The organism is Shewanella sp. M16, assembly GCF_018224605.1.
Taxonomy (GTDB): domain Bacteria; phylum Pseudomonadota; class Gammaproteobacteria; order Enterobacterales; family Shewanellaceae; genus Shewanella; species Shewanella oncorhynchi.
In genome coordinates this window covers 15038-32817 of record NZ_JAGTUL010000042.1, presented here as the reverse complement: position 1 = coordinate 32817, position 17780 = coordinate 15038, and the positions used below count along the sequence as shown (strand labels likewise).

At 40.5% G+C, this 17780-nt stretch carries 15 protein-coding genes; 7 read left to right on the top strand and 8 right to left on the bottom strand.

Features of this window, described 5'->3' with window-relative positions; genetic code table 11:
- Positions 1–185: 185 nt before the first annotated feature.
- From KFE26_RS20190 to KFE26_RS20175, 4 genes are read left to right on the top strand one after another with little or no spacing between them, the layout of a single operon-like run.
- Entirely contained in the window at positions 186–1595 is a 1410-nt protein-coding gene (locus KFE26_RS20190) for a site-specific integrase (protein ID WP_212601519.1), read from the top strand.
- A gap of 4 nt (positions 1596–1599) precedes the next feature.
- Positions 1600–4068 (top strand): hypothetical protein, encoded by a 2469-nt coding sequence (locus KFE26_RS20185; protein WP_212601518.1) that lies wholly within the window; start codon positions 1600–1602, stop codon positions 4066–4068.
- Positions 4069–4079: 11 nt separating this feature from the next.
- Positions 4080–6269, top strand: a complete 2190-nt coding sequence (locus KFE26_RS20180; protein ID WP_212601517.1) for an integrase — start codon at positions 4080–4082, stop codon at positions 6267–6269.
- 3 nt (positions 6270–6272) lie between these two features.
- A complete protein-coding gene (locus KFE26_RS20175) occupies positions 6273–6809 on the top strand; it encodes a hypothetical protein (protein WP_212601516.1) in 537 nt (178 codons plus the stop codon).
- Between the two features lie 269 nt (positions 6810–7078).
- Here the strand turns inward: KFE26_RS20175 and KFE26_RS20170 are convergent, their stop codons facing one another.
- The gene (locus KFE26_RS20170) at positions 7079–7690 is read right to left on the bottom strand and encodes a LysE family translocator (protein WP_212601515.1); all 612 of its coding nucleotides are present in this window, start codon (positions 7688–7690) and stop codon (positions 7079–7081) included.
- Between the two features lie 99 nt (positions 7691–7789).
- On the opposite strand from KFE26_RS20170, the gene KFE26_RS20165 reads away from it, so the two are divergent.
- A complete protein-coding gene (locus KFE26_RS20165) occupies positions 7790–8662 on the top strand; it encodes a LysR family transcriptional regulator (RefSeq protein ID WP_212601514.1) in 873 nt (290 codons plus the stop codon).
- Between the two features lie 439 nt (positions 8663–9101).
- Here KFE26_RS20165 and hxsA read toward each other — a convergent pair whose 3' ends face one another.
- Genes hxsA through hxsD form a run of 4 tightly spaced genes read right to left on the bottom strand, consistent with a single transcriptional unit; the run spans position 9102 to position 12657 of the window.
- A complete protein-coding gene (gene hxsA, locus KFE26_RS20160; RefSeq protein ID WP_212601513.1) occupies positions 9102–9692 on the bottom strand; it encodes a His-Xaa-Ser repeat protein HxsA in 591 nt (196 codons plus the stop codon).
- A complete protein-coding gene (gene hxsC, locus KFE26_RS20155) occupies positions 9676–10878 on the bottom strand; it encodes a His-Xaa-Ser system radical SAM maturase HxsC (protein WP_212601512.1) in 1203 nt (400 codons plus the stop codon). The genes hxsA and hxsC overlap by 17 nt, the downstream gene beginning before the upstream one ends.
- Positions 10871–12352, bottom strand: coding sequence for a His-Xaa-Ser system radical SAM maturase HxsB (gene hxsB / locus KFE26_RS20150; RefSeq protein WP_212601511.1), 1482 nt, complete (start codon positions 12350–12352; stop codon positions 10871–10873). The genes hxsC and hxsB overlap by 8 nt, the downstream gene beginning before the upstream one ends.
- The gene (gene hxsD, locus KFE26_RS20145) at positions 12352–12657 is read right to left on the bottom strand and encodes a His-Xaa-Ser system protein HxsD (protein WP_212601510.1); all 306 of its coding nucleotides are present in this window, start codon (positions 12655–12657) and stop codon (positions 12352–12354) included. Before hxsD ends, hxsB begins: the two co-directional genes overlap by 1 nt.
- 777 nt (positions 12658–13434) lie before the next feature.
- Between hxsD and KFE26_RS20140 the strand changes: the two genes are divergently transcribed.
- Positions 13435–13950 (top strand): hypothetical protein, encoded by a 516-nt coding sequence (locus KFE26_RS20140; RefSeq protein WP_212601509.1) that lies wholly within the window; start codon positions 13435–13437, stop codon positions 13948–13950.
- A gap of 229 nt (positions 13951–14179) precedes the next feature.
- On the opposite strand, the gene KFE26_RS20135 is transcribed toward KFE26_RS20140, so the two are convergent.
- Positions 14180–14770: a hypothetical protein gene (locus KFE26_RS20135; RefSeq protein ID WP_212601508.1), complete on the bottom strand. Its 591-nt coding sequence runs from the start codon at positions 14768–14770 to the stop codon at positions 14180–14182.
- A 639-nt stretch (positions 14771–15409) separates the two neighbouring features.
- On the opposite strand from KFE26_RS20135, the gene KFE26_RS24235 reads away from it, so the two are divergent.
- On the top strand, positions 15410–15568 hold the full coding sequence (locus KFE26_RS24235; protein ID WP_263138763.1) for an EAL domain-containing protein: 159 nt from the start codon (positions 15410–15412) through the stop codon (positions 15566–15568).
- A gap of 500 nt (positions 15569–16068) precedes the next feature.
- On the opposite strand, the gene ycfP is transcribed toward KFE26_RS24235, so the two are convergent.
- Both ycfP and nagZ read right to left on the bottom strand, forming a co-directional pair.
- The gene (ycfP, locus tag KFE26_RS20125; protein ID WP_212601507.1) at positions 16069–16608 is read right to left on the bottom strand and encodes an alpha/beta hydrolase YcfP; all 540 of its coding nucleotides are present in this window, start codon (positions 16606–16608) and stop codon (positions 16069–16071) included.
- Positions 16609–16687: 79 nt separating this feature from the next.
- Positions 16688–17716: a beta-N-acetylhexosaminidase gene (gene nagZ, locus KFE26_RS20120; RefSeq protein WP_212601506.1), complete on the bottom strand. Its 1029-nt coding sequence runs from the start codon at positions 17714–17716 to the stop codon at positions 16688–16690.
- Positions 17717–17780: the final 64 nt, after the last annotated feature.

Genomic DNA, 17780 nt, shown 5'->3' with positions numbered 1-17780 from the left:
TACAGTTGGGAATTTTTTTAGATGCCACATGTTGGAATTTTTCATGATAAATAAATTAGACGAAGAGAAGAGAGGTAGTTACAGTTTTACTGTTTGTCTGGATATCTTGAAAAAGTAGATGGATGAACGCGTACCCCTTGGGGCAAGGCTTATCAGTGTGAATAACGGATGATTTAGGTGTTAATATGATTGAGCAGAATAAGTCGTTTCCAGATGACTTCGGTTTTGACTACTGTCTTATATGGATTAATAGTGATAAATATCCCTCATTTATCAGTAAGCCACACCCTGACACTGACGAAATCATCCATGACGTTAGGGATAACTCAAAACCGTTTGCTCATGAACTTCCAATTTTAATAGATCTCGATGGCATCAATGTGGTGCCGGTTAATCTATATCTTCACTCTTTGTTGGCAGACCCTGATATATCCTCAGATAAAACAATTCAATCTCATGCAGTTGCGCTATTGAGCTTCTATCGGTGGCTGAATACGGAAATCCCCGAACATACTCACCCAAGGACAGGACTGCTGGTTGATAAAAAATGTCCGTTAACAATATATGACTGCACCGACAAGGTAGAGGAAAGTCCAATCGTGAGATATCGAGACTATTTACTGGAGAACCTTTATACCAGGGATGAAAATGGAAAAGTTGGTGGTTCTCCAAGTACAGCTTCTAACTATGTTTTGAAAGTTGTTAATTACTTCATCTTCCTTCATCGCCAGCGGATCATTTCAATCAGCAAAACCTTTCGACCATTTGAGTTTAAGGCAAAGACTGTTCGCATAAGCAGCAAAGGAAAGAGATCTCAGCATGAAATGCTCTCACATCTTAACCGCTATCACAGTAAGAAGATTACTGTATATACCACAGGTCTCACTAGACCATTTAAAAGCATCAAAAAACCTCAAGAAGCTGATCTCAGAGAGCTTAATCCACTTCGTGAAGATGAAAAGCAAGAGCTTTATAAATACCTTGATGTTGGAAACTCGACTGATACTAAAGCCCTCATGCTGTACGTAAAGACTGAAACGGGATTGAGATTGGAGGAATTGATAACATTTCCAGCCTCTGTCGTGGACAAGCCAAAAGCTAAAGTAGTTAAAGTGCAAATTGGTGAGAACATTAACGGTTGTTTAACCAAATTTAAAAAAAACAGATCAATTGAAATCCCAGCTAAGGTTATGGAACTGCTGTACGAGTACAAATTGAGTAAGGCGAGAAAGAAGGCTATTCAAAACGGACTACTTCGCCATAACCACTTATTCGTAAAATCAAATGGCAATATCTATGCTCCAAACACCATTCAAAAGTATGTGGAAACTATCCGTAACGATTTAGCACACTGTGGGCTTGATATTTATTTTTCCTCTCATGATTTACGTGCCACTTTCGCAACCGACTGGCTGTACGGCAAACACATGGAAACAGCTAAGCCCTTCGAAGCCTTGTTACAGGAGTTGGCTGATTTGATGGGGCATGAAAGCACATCTACCACACAAAAATACGTTAACTATATGAATGACAATAAAACATGGTTGGAATTCTCTCAGCGTAAAAATGAATTCGCACAACAATCGTTGAGGTGATTACATGGCCAAAAGTCGATTAGCAGCATCAAGAAATCAAAATAAATTACCCACTCCGCCGATTACTAAGAATAATGTTACTTCATTAGATTTGAACGTTGATATACGGCCAGAAGGGAAGCTGAACAGCACAAAACACAATTTTCTTTATTGGTGTCATGAACAGTGTGATCCAAAAAAACCATTAGCTAAACCCTCTCGATTAGAAAAAATGCAAAAGCTAAAAAGATGGGTTGATCAAGAGAAGAAAAATGAAACCAATGCATGGTCTCTAGTGGTTAAATTAAGCGCCTTAAAGGCTTATATAGCATTTTGCGACATTAAGAAGTTCGCCCCTTTTAGTCAGGCTGGATACCTTTCTTACGCTGGTAACTCTGGAGAGTTACGGCGCTTAGTTGATATTGCTAATGAGCCTAAAAAATATCAGTTTCAGTATCATAATGGCGAAGAGTTTGGTTTGTTGGAATTTTCAGCTCTTCAAAAAAAGATGAATCTCGACTCGCTACTTCCAATACTTGGTTTTGATGTGTCAGACATGCAAGCCACGCTCAAGAGCTTTAATGGTGAGATTGTAGATTTTGCTACACAACCTTATACATCAAGAGAATGGTATGCACTAGTTAGACGCACTCAGCTTCTCTTTTTCTCTTTGGCAACTCAACTTATTGCATATAAAGAAGAAAATCCTGATTCTCCACCACCTCAACACCTCGATAATATTGTGGTTGAAAGAAAAGATAACCGTGACATCACGATTACACTTGGGAGAAAAAATTGTTCAGCGTTAGATGGCTTAGCGAGTCCTTTTAATCAATGTATGGCAGCAGCTTACACTCTGTTTGCCTATTACACTGCATTTAACGACTCAGTGATTAGACAAGTTCGCCACCCAATTAAATTTGTTACGCCAAATAAAGATGGTCGGACATCAAAAGTTGCTCAAGTCCGCGCTTATAAAGGCCGCGCTTCAAAAGATGTAAAAGCGTTATTTTCAGGCACTGAGGAAAACTCTCATCCCGAAGCCAAAGACGATGAAGCTGGGTTTATTGTCGCTGACATCAATAAGCGCGACTCTGTCGGAGAAGCTGACGGAATCACCTTTCTTCGAGCACTCGAACTCCTCTCGAAAACCTACAGCGAAGACCCTTATGACACTCTGATATATTTCCTCAATAGCGAAGGTGATAAAGGAAAAGTTGATGTATCTGGAGCTTCATTCCAATTATCAAAGAACCTAAATTTGCTTTCTGAGAGCAGAGCTGATTTGATCGACCATCTAGTAAAAACCTATACCGACATTGTTGAAGATCAAAAGATGACCACGTTTAACAAGATTAAACGAGATGATGGTGTACACACGATGGAATCAAATGTCACCGTTCTTAATAAGCAAGTTGTAACAATAAGAACAATGCCGATTGCTTACGCAGCGCTGTCATGTATGACTGATGTTTCACTGCGGAACGCGCTGATACCACTTAATTATTCAGAGAAAGATTTCGATGGAGCGATCACCGTTTCTTTCAAATACGCTGATGGCTCGTTAGGTGAGTTCATTATTGCAGCTAAATACAGACATTTTCTTCAATTGGTCGAACGTTATGCTGCGACCAGAAACCCTTTACCTAGAAAAAATTATGGTTTTGGTGGGGGGAGTTCAACAACCAGACTGCCGTACTTACTACCGCTGGGTGGTAAGCATGTTACTTATCAGTGGTCAGAGGGTGAGGTTCCGATTCGCAAAATTCTATTAAATTTATGTGGTATTGGTCGCGGTGATTACTTTCTAAATATTACCGCCAGTAGGATTCGTATTACTCATTCTAACTTAGAGTATAAAGCAGAAGAAAAAGGGTGGACAGCCCGAAAAATTTTGCAGCACAATATTGAAACAACGGAAAGACATTACCCCAACGGTCACCCTGTTTCAAACAACAGGCAAATGTCACAAGGGATGATGGGGTTAGTCTACATAGCCCAAGGTAAGAGCCGCAGTGAAGCTATAGAATCAGTTAAGAAAGAATTGGAAATTCCCATCTTAGAATACGATGTTTGGAAACAACGTAATGCTCCTACAAACCCCAATGGCATTAGCTGCGACGGGGAAATCGATTCGGTGTCCGAGAAAGATTGGCACTATGCAGCACGCAAGTTCGCAGAAAAAAAAGGGATTATTGAAGAGGGTCAAGATATTACCTGCTATCAATACGATCTTTGTGTCTTTTGCAGAAGTGCCAAACTCGTTGATGATCCCTACGCTATTTATAAACTATTGAGCTTTCTCGATGCGTTAAGTGAAGCTATTGACCAATACCCAGAACGCGCTTCGGTAATTCAATTAAAGATAAATCGCTTTCAAGCTAACCTTGACGGCCTCCCATTAGAAACCATTGAACAAGCTGAGTATTTGCTCGAAGAAAAAGGGCGTTATCCACTTTTCAACTCGTTATCTTCCATTTCCCAATTTCTATAAGGACTATATCTATGCTGTCTTTTGAAAACTCACAAGATATGGATTCAACCTTAGATACCATGCGTTCGATTGGTGATAGAGGCGACTATTTACAACAGGAACTTCTCCCTGCACTACTGCGAGGCGATTGGGAAGAGTTAAATAAAATGGTGGTCTATCAAGATCAAAAAAAGACCATCTTGTTTGGCGAGGATATATGGGCGTTTAGATATTCTGACTACAAAGGGAGTGGGATCGCGAACTTGATTTTTAACATTGAGCCAAAGCAAGAAGAAAATGTCATTGTACTTCATCAAAAAGGGCGTCACATGCTTAATCAAATGAAGTGCGTAGCATTAGCAGAGATGTGGTTTTCTGTTAAACATACAGAACTGGCTTCAATTAATAATAAAAAAAACTCTCTTCGAAAGGATATTGCTCAGCTAATCAAACGTGGCATCAATTCGTTTGAGGAATTGAATCAAGAATATTTAGAAATTTTGGTTTCTGAGGGATGGTATGATATTTCTAGAAGCTATTGTTTTATAGGGTTGAATAACCTTGTCCACTTGAAAGGGCTGCTGCCTTTCAAGGTCAACTTTTCACATCAAACCCATAAGATACATAACGTGAGTTCTGATGCGCAAAACGGAAAAGTGGTGATTCCCCCACGAATCTATTTTGCGGCATTAAAAGAGTACAGTGAAGACATCGTAAAAGCCTACGGGTTAAGAGATGAAATAGAACAAGCTGTTGAGCAGATGATTTCGCTTTATGAGAATGAATTAGAAAGAAAAATCCTGAGGATTAGAAAAGGCTATGGCCATAAACCTAGTGACAGCTACGTAAAACCATGGGAACAATTTACGCAGGCGCTCAACAAAAATGGAATAACCTTAGTGGATAAAGGTGAGGATTCTCGGTGGATGCAAATATTTACATCTATTCAACCCCGCATTCAAATAAGCGGAGAACGTCTTAGAAGTTTCAGAGCACACATTGGCAACACTTATTATGGCTGGGGTGATTTTAGGCGATATTTGAAGAGCCTAAATACAGAATCCTCATGGCTTTGTCTGGCATTGTCTGGAATGCGCGTAGACGAGCTGTACAAAATAAGCCCTGTTTACGGTGCACAAAGAATGACTTTCGATAAAAATGGCTGTGAGTCGGAAACTGGCAAGGAAACCATTGACTTTTTAACTACACGTCAATCAAAGATTACGCTCAGTAGTCAAACCAAAAATGACACGTTTGTAACCACGCAAGCTGGCTGGAAAGCATTCCATATGCTGAATGCAATTAATACGCCCTATCGCAAAAGATTTGAAAAGAAATATAATCATCGAATGTTTGCAAACTTGAAGGACATCGCTTTTCCCAACCCTATAGGAAAGAGCGCATTGCACACTGTAATTAATACGACGTTTAACCGCGATAAATTTGATTTTACACTTACAGCCGAAGATATGGCGGATTTACAGACCTCAGACCCAACCCAAACATCTTTTAATCAGGGCGATAAATTTCACTTCTCTCCACATCAGACACGGCGCTCCCTCGCATACTACCTAATTGGATATGAGCTGTGTTCTTTCCCTGCCTTGAAGCAGCAATTTTCGCATTTGTCGATGGCGATGACGCGATGGTATGCCCGAAATGCCTATTCATTTGAAAAACTATACAGCGAAATACAAAAAGAACGTGTCACACAACAAGCTGAGATATTTGCTCGCATATATCAAAAAATGGCGAATGGTAAGCGTATCGCAGGTGGTAAAGGTCAAGCAGCAGTTGCTGAAATTAGTCGCCAAGGTGAAAGTTATTTTGAAGATGGAGTAAGCAAACGCAAGCTATCAATTGACTACTGGATAGATCGATTGACCAACGGAAAAGAACACTTACATGCTATTGCTCCTGGGATGTATTGTACTAATACTCAATGCTCAATGCGTATCAATATTGATTTAAGTGAATGTGTAGACTGCGAATATGATTTTATTGAAAACGCTGTTTATGCCGAATCCTCCCGCATGGACGCAATGCGCAACATTGAGTTTTTAAAAGAAAACAATGAATTAAATTCCAGTTCTGCAACCAAATACCTGATGCAGGTAAAAGCTGCGGAAGCGATCATGGATGATCTAGGGTTTAAATATGAAAAGTATGAAATTGCAGAAGATGTGCTGAATTTGGTTATCGACACGACAATGGAGGTGTAAGGCATGGCAGACAAGTCTGGATTCAGCTCCACAGAAAGGCAGCTAAGAGACGCATTGGCGCGACTTGTTGATCAAAAGCCGATTAACAAAGAGTTGAAACAAAAACTTAAAGCTAACAAGCTTAAAATTGTTGTTTCTAATGTTGAAAAAGAAGCAGGGTTATCAAATGGATCGGCCAGGCGCTATCCAGAAATAAAAGCGCTGATCGAAGGTGCTGAAGCAACGCGTATTCATGGTGCAAGCAATGTGTCCGATAATGTGGTTCGCGGTCACCCTCTCCACATAAAGGCTAAGGGAGACTTAGACAATGCCAAAAAAGAAATCAAAAAGCTCAATGAAGAAATTGAAAAGAAAGAACAAAAGCTTGGAGATTATAAAAAACGCTTAAAGTCTCAAGCTGTGAGAATGCACGAAGTGACCGTTGCAATGTGGAAACATATACCTGAAGAATGCAAGCATATAGAGTTAATGATCGATATGGAAAAAACGGGGGCAACAAGCAACGTTCTAGAATTCAAAAAGAGAGAAGAATTTGATTAGCTATGGGGCCTATTTTCTTGGTTGAATTGTACTAGTCTAGACTCAGCTCGCCAAATTCAAATCACGATGCAACCGATCCGAAAGGTTGCTCTGGCTCTCTTCTGCCCCATTGTGAGCTATGACCGATTAATCACTCAGTGCGCAGAGGATAATTTGACTTACATTTAGTCATTCCAAAAATATGGAAGTAAAGACAGATTACACCTCTATCTAAGTGACCAAATTTAGCGTACCACTACAATACTTACTTATTATGTGAGAGTTGGAATTTAGGCTTTTATTGATAATGTTGCACCAAAAGCAATTAGACCCAAACCACACGCCTGATTAATTCTATGACCAAACTTTTGAATTATGTGACTCGCGTGTACAGATGTGACTAGGTAAGCGACTATACAAAACCAAGCCATATGTAGAAGTGCAATGTAAACGCCATAGCTAATAACGAAAGACATACCTTCATTATTGGCTGAGATTAGTTGGCTAAAGACGCTTAGAAAGAAAAGCATTGTTTTAGGATTCAATACATTACACAAAAAACCTTGAAATATGTACTTTCGAGCATGTGTGGGTTGGTCTGTTGAGTTTTCATAGTCTAATTTCAACTTAGAACTGACTAACCCTGTTACACCGAGATAAATTAAATACGCCGCACCAATGTACTTCACTATGCTAAATAAAACCGCATTCTGAGAAACTAAGTGACTAATCCCTATCACTGAATAGGTAATATGCACACAAACACCAATCCCTATCCCAAGAGCCGTTAATATGCCCGCTTTTCTGCCAAAAATTGCACTGTTTTTAAATACTAAAACAAAGTCAGCACCAGGGCTTACTACGATTAAAAGCCCAAATACTGCAAAACTTAATAACTCCATTTTCTATCCTAACTGTTCATGATTTTAAAATAATTGTATAGATTTATTGGTAAGTTATAATCGAAAAAAAGGCATCCTAAATGTGAGAAAAAGTCACAGATGAGACATTTAAAAGCATTCTATGTATTTCATATTACGGCAGAGTCATCGAGTTACAGTAAGGCAGCAGAAAGACTTCATATCACTCACGGAGCAGTGAGTAAGCAAATTAAATTGCTAGAGAGCCATTTGTCGAAGTTACTGTTTTACAAACAAGGTAGAGGAATGCGTCTCACGCAAGAAGGTGAGCTACTCAAGCTGTACACTGATATTGCGTTTAATGCTCTAGATAATGGAGTTAAGAAGCTAACGAGGGAAAGCAATAAGCATCTTGAAGTTTCCTGTGAGCCCACATTAACTATGCGCTGGCTGATGCCTAGGCTGGCCAGTTTTTTCCAGCTTACGGGTATTGATGTTCGACTATCAACAGCAGGAGGGCCTGTGGATTTAGATGAAACAGGATTATCTTTAGCCATCCGGCGTGATGACTTCGATATTAGCCCAGAATATACGACACACAACTTAGTCAATGAGTGGGTTGGCCCTGTTTTTTCCCCTGAATATTGGAACAAAACTCAGCACAACTTAGATGATATCGTTTTGCTTCATAGTGAAACGAGACCTTCTGCATGGTCAGATTGGTCATCACGTTCAACACATGCCTTTAATATCAATAAGTCTAAATCCTTTGAGCATTTTTATTTCTGCTTACAGGCGGCAGTTGACGGTTTAGGGGCTGCTATAGGGTCATATCCTCTGATAATCGATGACTTGAAAAACGGGAGGCTGGTGGCTCCATTTGGATTAACTCAATCTGGACATCGTTATGTACTGCTCAGCCACACAGAAAGACTAGGAAGCAATGAATTGGAGTTTTTAAACTGGTTAGAAAAGACAATGTCCTTATGCCAGCCTGAAACTCTTAGTTCATAATTGTAGTGGGTTAGTGAATTTGGTCCTTTAGCAAGAAGTGTAGACTTTATGTTATGGCAATTAAAGAACTCTACAAATACAAAGCTGCTAAGTGATACTTTGTTCTGAGTTTAGTCTGAGTCGATTTTAAGAGTGAAACATTAAAAACTAATAGATATGTGACTGTTTATGCACATTGTGCTGCATAAGCTTAGTTTGAGACAAGTTTGTCACGATAATGCGCAAAACACATCGTTTAAGCGCTATAACTCACGAAAACTGCACTTTAACAGTTATTAAAGTGCACATCTTTTTCAAATCAGCACTGGCAATAAAATTCGTATAGCTTCTATCAAGCTGACCAATTGAATTAGAACACCACAAGTTGACCAAATTTTAGTAATGATACAAAGTGGCTACTGTAACGGTGGTGTTTTATACATTGTTCATGACATTGTATTTATGGAAGTGAAACTCCTAAGCTAGTTAGTGTCTCTGTTGTCATGGTCCCCGTCATCTTCAGTCCCATATCCTTTTGGTATGATTTCAGTGCTAATGAAGTACTAGGTCCCATTAGTCCATCAATCGCTCCTATGTTGTAACCATTTCTGAGAAGTACGATTTGAACTCTCATTACTAATGCTTTCAGTGTATCACTACTGCCTTGATAAGACGGGGTATCTGATACAGAACTGTTTTGAGCTGCTGAGCTGGGATATGTCGGAGTATTTGGCTGTGTATTAATAGGGCTAGGTGTGGATGGATATGAACTCGTTCCAGTCCTAGATGAGTAATGAGATCTGTGGCTTGAGTGAGAACGGTGGCTGGAATGAGAACGATGACCTGCATATAAGTTTTCACTGTTTGCGTTTATTTGCATGTCAAAACTGACCAAGCGGTTCAATTGAGCGCTATCAATGTCTGCCATTGTCACTGACGGAATAGCGTACGCCTGAGGAACCAATAATGTACTTCCGCCTATAGAAGCAACTGAAATTGTTGGAAGGATTCCTGTAATTGATCGCCAGATTTTATTAAGTTCTAACCACATTTTCTGCTCTCCTTTCTAACTGAATGGGCACAACATTTTGCTCACTAAATCGCTGAGTATGAGATTTAAAAAAACCACAGCAAAGATCCTGTTCTTCGCAGTATTCGCATTCTTTCCTAGAGCTGTTTTTCCAATCGGAGATGCTTTGTACTGCGATAGAACGCAGTGATTTGGGAACATGGCATCGTGGAATGTTATAAAGGACGGTATCTAGCCCTGAGCTTAGTAGAACATGTGTTCCTTCGAGTAATTCTTCTTGGTATTCATTTAAATCACACCATACGGCTTCATAATTTGTTCTGGCGAATCCGGTTGGTTCTAATCCCATTAAGGCGACAGTGGATACAAATGGAAGGTTCCTAACAATAAACTCTGATAGCTCTACTATGTTTTCTATGATTGGTCGAGTTAGTACAACCCTTAGCTCTATTTGTGCTCCGACATGCCCAAGATTGTAGAGCCCATGCATGGTTTTATTGAATGAGCCTAGAACTTGTGTGTGGTAATCATGTTGTTGAGGAGTAGAACCATAAATTGGAATTCCCCATACAATTTGTTGATGGCCTAACTGAATGATCTGCTCGACATAGTGATATTCTTCAAAAGCACTCCCATTGGTCAGGATATGCAATTGCGTTGATGGCAGAGCTTTTTTGGCATGCTCAAGCAGTTTTAGAAATCCGTCGCGTTGCAATGTCGGCTCGCCACCGCTAATACCTAAAACAGGGATATCTCGGTCAATGAGTTCCAGTAGCTGATGGCACTCCTCAAAACGCCAGCCATCATCTAGCACTTTTGGCGGCTGGGAGCACATGATGCATTGGTGGTTGCATCTCTCTGTGACAAAAAGCAGATTCGCAGTGCTTTTACGACGATACAGAATATCAACTCTATTCTCGTTTAATACAATCACATCTCCAGTAGAGATGACTTCAGGATGCTCCAGTTTACTGATAACCGGAATGGTTAGATTACTTGGTATGCCACCACATTGTATAGCAACAGCTCCCCAATCTAGACTGAGTAACTCTCTTTGGTTTGGACCATAATTTGGCAGAAGCAGGCAATGTCTGTTATCGCATATGCCGCTAGACACAAATTCATCCAGTCCTATGACTTTTAACATCTTCGAACCATTGAATGCATTGATCTCTGCTCTCGTTTTTAATGGGATCACTTTATTCATTTGTCAGCCCCTCTTCGGCTCTCTGACAGAGACTATGTGGCAACCAGCTATTGAAGACAGTACGATTAGATTTGTCTTGCAATAAATTGAATACATATCGATAAAGAAACTTTTGCTTTGCACAGAAAGCACTAAATGTTCGATGACCAATCATGTCGCCATAACGAGAGTAATTTTGTATTGGATTCGCTCCGCAGTAAGGTAAATATGCGCAATCAGAGCATCCTGGCAGGGCTTCAGCAATCCCAGCGTGTAAGATAGTGTTCAACACACTTGATGACATCAGGTCTTGGTATGATTCATTAACCGAACCAAGTGCGAGTGATTCGTCGCCCATTTCAACCAGCATTCTAGACTCATCCGATGGATACACTTTTCCATTGTAGTTGTATACCAAGACTCCTGTACCGTCTCCGCATGGCGAACGCATATCGACATATCCAGTTGCCTGTGGCGTCAGGATATTGTTTAACGCTAAAGCTGCGTTTACTTCATCTAAACGATAGCCTTGCTGATTGATTTCTATGATGTACTTAAGCGCTTGCTCATAGAATTTATTAAAATTTTCAGATGAGTAACCTACCTTGTTTTCTTTCTTCACTGCGAACCCGTACATGTTCAAGGGGCGTAGAAAAATCGAGTGAAAACCAAGACGTACATACTCATCGATAATGGTTTTTATCGCAGTTAAACTACTACGAGTGATAGTTGTCATTCCTGCTATTCTGTCATGTCCCAGAACACTCCTAGCCATTTCAAGACCATGCATTGTCTTCTCATAACTATTTGAGCAACTATTTGGCCGGTTGAGTTGGTGTAACCATTGAGGACCGTCGACCGAAGTAGAAATATGAACGTTATGGAGGTGGAAAAATTCGAGCATTTCCATGTCTATATTTTGCAGGCTCGTAGCTACAACAAACTGCAAATTTTTTTGTTCAGTTATATTAAGTTCTATGCAGAGTTCAATAATGTACTTTAGTACGTCATAGGCAAGTAGTGGTTCTCCACCTTGGAATTCGACCGTTAGATTTTCTGCTGGTGACTCAAACATGCGCAACACGGCCTGCTTTGCGATACTAAGTGGCATGTCATACTTAACTGCATCAGGGCTTCTTCGTGTTACTTGGCAATATTCACACGAGTTTTCGCACCTGAGTGTTAAAACAAAAATATGTAGCGCTGGACCATCAAACAGAAATGATTTTCTTGCCCTATATTTTGCACTGAAAGCTCTCAGCGCAAAGTTGTTCTTTTCACTGTAAACAAATGATTTAGATTCAAGATTCTGAAAGGTTTTTCCTGATGTGGTTAAGGATCCATCAACTAAGTCATTTAAATCCGCACAATTTAAATAGCAATGTTCGCCAACCTCATTGATGAGTAAAAATCTATCATCATTTATACGTTCAAACCGAAATGGCAGTAAACGATAACTCTGTGATGCAAAAGTTTCTGGAGAAGCTACTCTCATCAGTTCGACGCCCTCAAAGAGTTACTTAATGCAGCACTGATTAATATGTTTTTGATTTTATTAGTTTGTGCTTCAATTTTTTCACGCAATTGATAGTCGATAACCGAAGTTTTCAGATCGTTAGACAATTCATCTGCCGAAGTATTACTGGTAGAATGCACCACTGCGGATACGGTGATTTTATTCTTTTGGGAACTGACATCGAAAACGGCTATATCTGCTAACTGGTAACAGGCCTTAAGAACTGCCTCTTTACTGTAAATATTACAATCAAATGTGATATACACTTCAGGATATTTGGGCATTGATTTCACAATCCTTTGCAGTAGGGGGAAAGCGGTTCTTACCATATAAATTACACTATCGTTAGAGAGCCGTTCTTTACGTAGATCAAAGTTTTACAACTAAATCATTTCTTATTTTTGCTGAAGAAAAATTGAAATCACAAGTTTGTGCCAGATGGCACAAACTTGTAGAGATTCATTTTGATCTGAGTTTGGAGGATTACTGTCGGTGAAAAATAATTTGTTGCTTATTAAATCGGTCGCTCAGGATTTTGCCATATTTTTAGTAATTCGAAACTCAAGGATTAGATTTAGGTCCTAACGCGAAAATGTCCCAAAGCGTGCTGCGTAACGCTTTTAAATCTACAGATTACGCGAATGCTCGAAAGGTGTGCCATGGTGATTGGCGAGACGACCGTCCGCCCCAAGGACGGACTTGCTGCGAGTCGACGAGCGAATGCCATAGCAAGCCTGTGCTAGTGGATACCCGTAAACGCTAAACTTCTAACAACAGAAATTACTGCTCCCCAAACACTACTTTCCAACACATTTCTGTCCAAAAATTAGCTAGTGAATCAGACTTTCCTAGTCTGGTTCATAGGGTAACATCCAGTCATAGATATCAACTAATTACCCTTCAAACGGTATAAAACCGCTACCGCAAAAAAGCAAATTCCTATAGCATCATTTATACCAATTGACACGGATGTGGCAGCGGCCAAGTCCGGCAAGCGATTTATGCCCTGAAAACAGCACAGCGCATAAATACTAAGACGTTAGCTTTTTGTAGGGATAACAATGTCAACAACAGCATCATTAAAGTGTAAGTATTGTGGAAAATATAATGAAGTCGACGCGTGTTTTTTTGATGACTTTATGACCAGCAATGAAATTAATCTTTCATTTCATTGCGGAATATGTGGTAAAAATAACATTTATAGCAATCTCACACAGTCAGAACTGGAAGAAATAATTAATCCTTCAAGTGAATTAGAAAGACAGGCGGAATTCTTAGGTATCTCTGCTGCAAAACTTAGTGCATATGTTTATCCTCCGGATGTAATGAAGGAGGCAGATTTAGATAGAAGAAAAATTCGTGGTTTGTCTATAAAAGAGTACCTAAAATCATGTCGTCAGAGCTACCCAAAAAAGGAAGGGCAGAATTGGTGGCTCATTTATCAATTAAAGACATTAGATGCTGTTGTGTTCTTTCGTAGAGATTTTAAGTCATATAGGCTTCTAGATGGGAAAGGTAAATATCTTGAATTTGGAAACATCATAGAATTAGGAGATTACGTACGTGAAAGAATCTAAAAGCACTGCGGGGGCTGGCTGTCTAGGAGCTGTTCACCGTGGTTCTAGACAGTTGCTATGATATTACCAAGTCATCAGCATTGTAATGGTCAATAATCTGTGGGTATTGACTTGCACACCAAGAACCTTGCCCAATATGTGTCCCGCATCAATATGCGCCTACAAAGTTGAGGGATGGATATACAAACAAAATTATGCCGAGGATGTTTAATAACCTCTTCGGCATTTATTATTTAAGAGATAGTGGTTTAAAATCAAGAAGGGAACTATCAAACTCCACAGACAACAATTTATCTTTGAAAGCTTCGGATATTATTATATTAAATGCACCACCCCACTCATACAAACGAAAGGCGTCTAAGTTTTCAGGTATTTTTTCCTTATAGACAACTGGTTCAATAAAAAATCGCCCACGCTTTGATTCCCAAACTTCTGGAATGTAGCTCAGAGGCCAACGTTCAATTTTAGAACATTCCCAATCAACGCAGTCAATATAATTAAATACATGCATCAACACATACTTTAAACTGTTATGCCTATTTATAAATGGTATTAACTGGGCACCACTAACATTAATATCGCCCTCAAAAAAGACATCCTCATTAAACGCCAATAACCTGGTTCCAACCGAGACAACCGGAGGTGATTTACCTTCCTTTAAGGCATTGAAATATAAAACACCTTTGAATCCAGATTGAATCGCAGATAGTTTCACATCACTTAATTCATTTCCTTCGCTATCTATAAAAAATGAACTAGGATTCATATAAGTCATCCATTTTTTACTTTCCGAATTTATACCTAATTTATAGTAATTCATTATTTGTTAACCTTCGTCAATATGTCAGTGCCAGCAGTAGTATCATTAAACTAGGATCCTATCTCTAAGCGCGGCGCCGCCTTCATTAAAGAAGGGATATATTTATTAGGCTCCTTTGTACAGCCGAATGTGTTTCCCAGCGCTGTTATCAATGTCGCTTTGTCCATAACTGGCAACACGATCCCTGAATCACTCGAGTTTATAAAAAATAAGGTGATAACACTAGATTCTGAAGAGCACAATTTTTCAGTGTTATTAGAAATGTCCCCGCATTTTTCTGGCATTTCTTTTGGATATTTCTGGCCATTTCATTGCCAGTTAGCATCGTCTTACTTACGGGTTCTATCCTATTTGTACTCGATTCAAGAGTTACTCGCCATTCCCTCACCGATGACATTTGCAGTGGAATAGAGAAAGAAGAGTTTTTCTTAGTTTATCAGCCAGTGATGTGCCGAGAACGGTAAAGCTAAGGGAGTCGAGGCATTAATACGTTGGCAACACCCGCAAATGGGCTAGTGCGACCTGATTTGTTTATTCCCATTGCCGAAGAGGACAAATTAATTGTTCCATTAACTAACTATATTTTTGAGCGGGCATTAAAAGATTTTACTGATATGAAGGTTGACTCGGGCTTTAGGATTGCGTTCAACGTGGCGCCAGCGCATTGAAAGCTTACGCCAGTTGGGGATTTTAATGGCTATCGATGACTTTGGTACTGGGCAAACAACCTTATCTTTGTTACAAACCATGCCATTGGATTACTTGAAAATCGGTAAGACGTTACTAAAGAATAGCTAATCCGAATCTGGCTAAGAAGAGCCAATTATCTAACAAGGTTTTGTCCAAAAGTGTGTTGCGTATGTCTTTTAAATCTACAGGTTACGTGAATGCACGAAAGGTGAGCCATGGTGATTAGCGAGACGACCGTCCGCCCCATGGACGGGGCGGTCGAGCATCCACGGACGGACTGGCTGCGAGTCGGCGAGTCAATGCCATGGCAAGCCTATATGCGTAGATACCAGCCAACGCTAATCCCCTAAAACCAAAACCAAAAGTCGCAGCCTAGACTACTTTCCTACACATTTAAGTCCAAAACCAATACAGTCGATTTTACAATCTAGAGCCCTTAGTGTGCCCTGCTTAAAAATATCCCAACAGCCACAGTCATATTCGCAGTCGCAATGTGCGTCACATGAAGTACGAAAGCCAAAACCATAAGGCGGAATAGCCGATGAGATAAATCCACTCCCCTCTTAAATATAAAAAGAGGAGTGATACTTTTATTCAATCGATATAAATCAAGCCAACTTAAAGGCTTTTATTTTGGGGAGATGGGCGGCGAGTTGGGGGAATTTGTGGGGCTGAATGTCATCCCAATCAATCGAATAATAGGCGCTTAATTCACTGGCGAGTTGCTGATTATCGAACATCTCATCATTAACCGAAAATATACACATGGCCTTGTGAGTATTCTTTTCACGAAATTGCGACACGCACTTATTGGCAATATCGGCATATTCTTCTGGGCGATCAATCTTGCCCTGCATATTATTTTCTGGGTGCAAATTAGGATTAATCAGCACTGATTTAAGACCATTTAAAAATCCAATCCGTTCGGCCCAATAAGCGCCGAGTCCCACGCCAACCATTAACGGCGCGGGATCGTCGCTATGCTGCATTTGCTTAGCGACTTCCTTGAGCAAGTGTTGCATGTCGTGCTTAGGGTGCAAGGTGCTGTAACTGATCAAACGCACATCAGGGTCAATAAATTGCAACTGACGCATTTTTTCGTGATTACCTGGGCTAGTAGCATCAAATCCATGAAGATAGAAAATCATATCAAGGCCTTTTAATCATTTTTGATTACAGTGAATTAACTAACCCTAGCAAAAGAGTGATCTCACACCTTGCGCTACATCAAACTTTCGCCTGTTGAGCCAAACAAATTTGCTCGGCAAGCTGCTTGGCATTTTCCCAACGAGCCGTATTATCGAGCGCCGCTGCCGTTTGCGAGGCATTGGGTTTAAGTAAACTAGCAGGATACTGTGGCGCGCTCGCAGGCCATGTAAAGCCATCCAGCAGCGACATCACGCCCGCATTGTCATTACACACTAAAATCATGTCGCAACCTGCGGCTAAGGCGGCGCTGGCCCTTGCACGGTAATCGCCCGCAAATCCTGCGCCTTGCATGCCGAGATCGTCAGAGAAAATCACCCCGTTAAAGCCAAGTTCTTTACGCAGCACTTGTTTTAACCAGTATTCAGAGAAGCCCGCAGAGTTAGGGTCAACTTTAGGGTAAACCACGTGCGCGGGCATCACGCCTAATAATTTCTCTTTTGCGATCAATTCTTTAAACGGTAGGATATCCTTTGCAAAAATCGCCTCGGCATCACGTTCATCAATGGGTTTCTCGTAGTGCGAATCCGCCACTACACTGCCGTGCCCGGGGAAATGTTTACCCACGGCGCCCATGCCAGCTGCGGCCATGCCAGCAATAAAGCTTTCTGCCAGTGTAATCACCTCGGCGGGCTCTGGGCTAAAACTGCGTTTACCTATGACTTGGCTCACGCCGTTTAAGTCCAATACGGGCGCGAAACTTAAGTCGATATCGCAAGCCAGTAATTCAATCGCCATCAAGAAACCGAGCTCACAGGCCCAACGCTTGGCCAATACCATATCGCCCTTTGCTGCGGGTAAAATGTCGCCCATGGCAGGAATAATAGTAAAACCATCACGGAAACGTTGTACTCGGCCACCCTCATGATCAACGGCAATTAATAGTTCTGGGCGGATTTGGCGTATCTGTTGTACCAGACGGATCAACTGATCACGGCTTGAAAAATTGCGGGAAAATAGGATTAAACCACCCACCTGTGGATGGCGTAGCATCTCAGATTCAGCCTCACTGACGTCCAACGACAGTAAATCCAACATTAAATAGCTCATACTTCTCCCTAAAAATATTCATTAATACTCAAAAAATAACCACTCAAGCCATAAGTAGTCCACG

Bases quoted from the DNA above. Each gene is read 5' to 3' on its own strand.
- KFE26_RS20180 (WP_212601517.1), top strand. From the start codon at position 4,080: ATGCTGTCTTTTGAAAACTCACAAGATATGGATTCAACCTTAGATACC.
- KFE26_RS20135 (WP_212601508.1), bottom strand. From the start codon at position 14,770: ATGAATTACTATAAATTAGGTATAAATTCGGAAAGTAAAAAATGGATG.
- KFE26_RS20190 (WP_212601519.1), top strand. From the start codon at position 186: ATGATTGAGCAGAATAAGTCGTTTCCAGATGACTTCGGTTTTGACTAC.
- hxsA (WP_212601513.1), bottom strand. From the start codon at position 9,692: ATGTGGTTAGAACTTAATAAAATCTGGCGATCAATTACAGGAATCCTT.
- KFE26_RS20165 (WP_212601514.1), top strand. From the start codon at position 7,790: ATGAGACATTTAAAAGCATTCTATGTATTTCATATTACGGCAGAGTCA.
- nagZ (WP_212601506.1), bottom strand. From the start codon at position 17,716: ATGAGCTATTTAATGTTGGATTTACTGTCGTTGGACGTCAGTGAGGCT.
- KFE26_RS20175 (WP_212601516.1), top strand. From the start codon at position 6,273: ATGGCAGACAAGTCTGGATTCAGCTCCACAGAAAGGCAGCTAAGAGAC.
- hxsC (WP_212601512.1), bottom strand. From the start codon at position 10,878: ATGAATAAAGTGATCCCATTAAAAACGAGAGCAGAGATCAATGCATTC.
- KFE26_RS20185 (WP_212601518.1), top strand. From the start codon at position 1,600: ATGGCCAAAAGTCGATTAGCAGCATCAAGAAATCAAAATAAATTACCC.
- hxsD (WP_212601510.1), bottom strand. From the start codon at position 12,657: ATGCCCAAATATCCTGAAGTGTATATCACATTTGATTGTAATATTTAC.
- KFE26_RS20140 (WP_212601509.1), top strand. From the start codon at position 13,435: ATGTCAACAACAGCATCATTAAAGTGTAAGTATTGTGGAAAATATAAT.
- ycfP (WP_212601507.1), bottom strand. From the start codon at position 16,608: ATGATTTTCTATCTTCATGGATTTGATGCTACTAGCCCAGGTAATCAC.
- hxsB (WP_212601511.1), bottom strand. From the start codon at position 12,352: ATGAGAGTAGCTTCTCCAGAAACTTTTGCATCACAGAGTTATCGTTTA.
- KFE26_RS20170 (WP_212601515.1), bottom strand. From the start codon at position 7,690: ATGGAGTTATTAAGTTTTGCAGTATTTGGGCTTTTAATCGTAGTAAGC.